Origin of the sequence: uncultured Rhodococcus sp., assembly GCF_963525155.1 — a bacterium.
Taxonomy (GTDB): domain Bacteria; phylum Actinomycetota; class Actinomycetes; order Mycobacteriales; family Mycobacteriaceae; genus Rhodococcus_F; species Rhodococcus_F qingshengii.
This window is the reverse complement of sequence record NZ_CAURKP010000309.1, coordinates 1-3,766: the sequence shown is the minus strand read 5'-3', so window position 1 is coordinate 3,766 and position 3,766 is coordinate 1. Positions and strand designations below refer to the sequence as shown.

The window sequence follows — 3,766 nt, the reverse complement described above, 5'->3', positions numbered from 1 at the left end:
CAACAGTCGCGCGTCCTCGTCGGTGTAGATGTCGTTGGTGACCACCGCGATCTCGTACTCCGCCGCGAGTTCGCGGCAGATGGTGGCGATGAGGGTGCTTTTGCCGGTGCCGACGGGGCCGGCAACGCCGAGCCTCAAACCTCTTGCAGCAGTGGTGGTGTTGTTCAGGTTGTCAAGCACGGAAAATCCTCCTGGATCGAGCGTGGTGTTCGAGTGACCATTGTTCGACCAACGGCCCTGTTGTTGCGGGTATATCTGCGACGCCCTCGACGGCTACGGCAGCCGCGGCGACGGTTTCGATGGTCGGGGCTGCTCGGAGCAACCATTCGACCGGTTCTGCCGGATCCACCGGCAGTAGCTTCAATGCCGCCGACGCCACCGTTTGGGCGTCGTCGTACAAACAAGATCTGGCTGCCTGTAGGTCGTCCATCCCGGAGACCGCCGTGAAGACGCCCAACGCGAGCGGACGCATCGGATGCCCAGGCAGCGCCATGAGCATCTGCACCGCGGGGTGCTGCGGCCACAATCGCGACGCCAGTCTCGCCAGCCCACGGCCGAGCTGAATCGACGCCTCACGCAGCGGTGCGCTGGGAGTCCGAGCGAGCAGTTCCCTCGAGATGTCCTCGAGTTCGCCTGCACTACCCTCACTTACGGCCCAGCGGCGCGTGACCACCGTTGAAGCGGCCTCGACAAGTCCGACTGTTTCGAGTCGACCGCGAATGAAGTCAGGGACCTGACTCTGCAGGAGTCCGCCCGCCAGTGCCGGTTCCAACCCCGACGAGTGCGCGTGACCGCCGGTAGGCAGACGCCCGTCTGCCAAGAGCATCGATGCTATCTCGGCAGACGCCGTCTCGATCGACATGGTTTCAGAACAGCATGTAGCGCTGAGCCATCGGCACCACGTCAACGGGGTTGGGCGCGATCAGGTCGCCGTTGACCTTGATGGCAAACGTCTCCGGATCGACGTCGATGGACGGCAGCGCCGTGTTGTTCGGCATATCCGCCTTGGTGAGGTGCCTCGTCGGACGAACACCGGTAAGGGTGCGCGTGAGACCGAGACGGTCGGCCAGACCGTCCTCGATGGCCATCGGAGAGACGAACGTCGTGGACAGGTGTGGGGCCGATCCCGGAGTCGCCGCGATGGCCGGGCGAACGAACACCGGCTGCGGGGTCGGGATAGCAGCATTCGGATCACCAAGCGGCGCAGCAACTATCGCCCCGCCCTTGATCACGGCAGAAGGACGGACTCCGAAGAACGCGGGATCCCACAGCACCAGGTCCGCCATCTTCCCGGCCTCGACCGAGCCGATCTCGTGATCGATACCGTGCGCCACCGCGGGGCAGATCGTGTACTTGGCGACGTAACGCCGCGCACGCTCGTTGTCGGCCGGCATGCTGGTGCCCAGCTTGCCGTACTGGGCCTTCATGACGTGAGCCACCTGCCATGTCCGCAGGGTCACCTCACCGATACGGCCCATCGCCTGGGCATCGGACGAGGTGATCGAGATGGCTCCGATGTCGTGCAGAAAGTCTTCTGCTGCAATCGTTGTCGGCCGGATCCGGGACTCGGCAAAGGCAAGATCCTCCGGAACCCGGGGATTGAGCGCATGACACACGATGAGCATGTCGAGGTGCTCGGCAACCGTGTTGACGGTATGCGGCAACGTCGGATTGGTCGATGCCGGAAGAACGTTCGGCTCACCTGCCGTCACGATGATGTCCGGTGCGTGCCCACCGCCGGCGCCTTCCGCATGGAACACGTGGATCCCGCGTCCGGCGATCGCATCCAAAGTGTGCTGTACGTAACCGGTTTCGTTGAGGCTGTCGGCGTGCAGCGCTACCTGGAGGCCGAACTCGTCGGCTGCGCGCAGAGCTGCGTCGATCGCAGCCGGAGTGGAACCCCAGTCCTCGTGGACCTTGAATCCGCCTGCGCCGGCGAGAGCTTCCTGACGCATGGCCTCATGGCTGACGGTGCTGCCCTTGCCGAGAAGAAGGACGTTGAGCGGGATGTGGTCGAGGGCGCGGTGCATCATCGTCAGCGACCAGGCGCCGGGCGTGACAGTGGTTGCCTTGCTTCCTTCGGTGGGGCCCGTTCCGCCGCCCGCCACGGTCGTCGTACCAGTGGCGAGTGCTTCCATCATCTCGACTTCACTGAGGAAGTGCACGTGAGTGTCGATCGCACCCGCGGTGAGGATCTTTCCCTCACCGGCGATCACGTCGGTGCTCGGCCCGATGAGCAACTTGGGGTGCACGCCATCCATGATGTCGGGGTTACCGGACTTGCCGATCGCAACGATGCGTCCGTCGCGAATTCCGACGTCTGCCCGGACGATTCCCCAGTGATCGAGAATCACCGTGTTGGTGATGACGACGTCGAGAGCACCCTGGTCGCGAGTGGTCAGGCCCTGGCCCATCGACTCTCGGATGCTCTTACCGCCGCCGAAGACCATCTCGTCGCCGGTCGCGGTGTAGTCGTGCTCGATCTCGATCCACAGATCGGTGTCGGCCAAACGGATCTGGTCACCTGCGGTCGGGCCGTACAGGGAGGCGTAGCCGCGTCGATCGATCCTGCTCATTCGGCTGTCCTCTCAACTGTCGTCGCGGCGTCGTCCGGTGAATCCGCCTCGACTGGAACATCACTCACACGCACGTTCACCGAGGACGCTCGCAAAGGTTCTTCGACCTCGACGCCGGGCGTGCCGAACGGCATGACGGTCTTGGGCTCGCGCGCATGTGTCGGTAGGTCTTCGTCCGGCACGATCTGCAGGCCCGGAACCCTTTTGAGTCCGCCGAGCGCGATCAGTGTCACCGTTCTGCTGACCCCGGGTTCGAACCGAACCGACGTTCCCGAGGGGATGTCGAGCCGGAAGCCGTCTGCCGCTTCGCGATCGAAGGTCAAGGCCGGGTTGGCCGCGGGAAGGTGGAGATGTGAACCGATCTGAATGGGGCGATCGCCGTCGTTGACGACGACCATCGTGATCTTCTCCGCGTCCGTGCCGAACTCGAGCGGTTCGGTGGACACACGTACCTCGCCGGGAATCATCGAATGGGCTCCGTCACGGTGACCAGCTTGCGACCGTCCGGGAAAGTGGCCTCCACCTGGACGTTTGCAATCATCTCGGGTACCCCTTCCATCACGTCGTCGCGGGTGAGCACTTGCCGACCGGCGTTCATCAGTTCCGCAACCGTCATTCCGTCACGCGCGCGCTCGAGAATCCAGCACGAGATCAGTGCCATCGCTTCGGGGTAGTTCAGCAGTACCCCGCGCTCGCGGCGGTCACGGGCGACCATGCCCGCGACGCTCAGGAGCAGCTTTTCGGTATCTGAAGGGGTGAGGTGCACTGACAAGCCCTTCCGGTTGTGAAACGACATCGATCGACAGCGTGCTGTCGGGCCGAGATTAGCATTGTCCGAAGCGTCGTCAGTATCCACGAGATTCACGTCGTCGGCTACTTCAGCGTCCACTCGGCGCACTTGCGCTGCTCATCGAATTATTCGGGCGCCCAACGACGCTCAGCTCTGCGCACCGGAGTGGGAACTATCACCACAACCAAAAAGTTTCACCCCCGTCTCCTGTTGGAAACGGGGGTGAAACATGATCGTGCAGGGTTGATCCCGGGACCTATCCGAAGCGGCCGGAGATGTAGTCCTCGGTGGCCTTCTGCGTCGGGTTCGAGAAGATCTTCTCGGTGTCGTCGATCTCGACGAGCTGACCGGGCTTGCCGGTTGCCTCGAGGTTGAAGAAAGCCGTCTGGTCACTCACACG

5 protein-coding genes and 1 pseudogene are annotated in these 3,766 nt (G+C 63.4%); all 6 read right to left on the bottom strand.

Annotation, left to right across the window (positions count from 1 at the left end; genetic code table 11):
- Positions 1-180 (bottom strand): GTP-binding protein (locus RWT78_RS28670; protein WP_314682759.1); only part of this gene is annotated, 180 nt, incomplete at its 3' end.
- On the bottom strand, positions 173-862 hold the full coding sequence (locus RWT78_RS28665) for an urease accessory protein UreF (protein ID WP_007733855.1): 690 nt from the start codon (positions 860-862) through the stop codon (positions 173-175). The genes RWT78_RS28665 and RWT78_RS28670, both read right to left, overlap by 8 nt.
- Before the next feature lie 4 nt (positions 863-866).
- A complete protein-coding gene (locus tag RWT78_RS28660; protein ID WP_007733854.1) occupies positions 867-2,576 on the bottom strand; it encodes an urease subunit alpha in 1,710 nt (569 codons plus the stop codon).
- Positions 2,573-3,043, bottom strand: a complete 471-nt coding sequence (gene ureB, locus RWT78_RS28655) for an urease subunit beta (protein WP_007733849.1) — start codon at positions 3,041-3,043, stop codon at positions 2,573-2,575. Before ureB ends, RWT78_RS28660 begins: the two co-directional genes overlap by 4 nt.
- Positions 3,040-3,342, bottom strand: coding sequence for an urease subunit gamma (ureA, locus tag RWT78_RS28650; protein ID WP_003939800.1), 303 nt, complete (start codon positions 3,340-3,342; stop codon positions 3,040-3,042). Before ureA ends, ureB begins: the two co-directional genes overlap by 4 nt.
- Before the next feature lie 280 nt (positions 3,343-3,622).
- Positions 3,623-3,766, bottom strand: a pseudogene (gene pstB, locus RWT78_RS28645) (phosphate ABC transporter ATP-binding protein); the annotation flags it as partial.

Coding starts and splice junctions, on each gene's coding strand:
- RWT78_RS28660 (WP_007733854.1), bottom strand. CDS start 2,576: ATGAGCAGGATCGATCGACGCGGCTACGCCTCCCTGTACGGCCCGACC.
- RWT78_RS28665 (WP_007733855.1), bottom strand. CDS start 862: ATGTCGATCGAGACGGCGTCTGCCGAGATAGCATCGATGCTCTTGGCA.
- ureB (WP_007733849.1), bottom strand. CDS start 3,043: ATGATTCCCGGCGAGGTACGTGTGTCCACCGAACCGCTCGAGTTCGGC.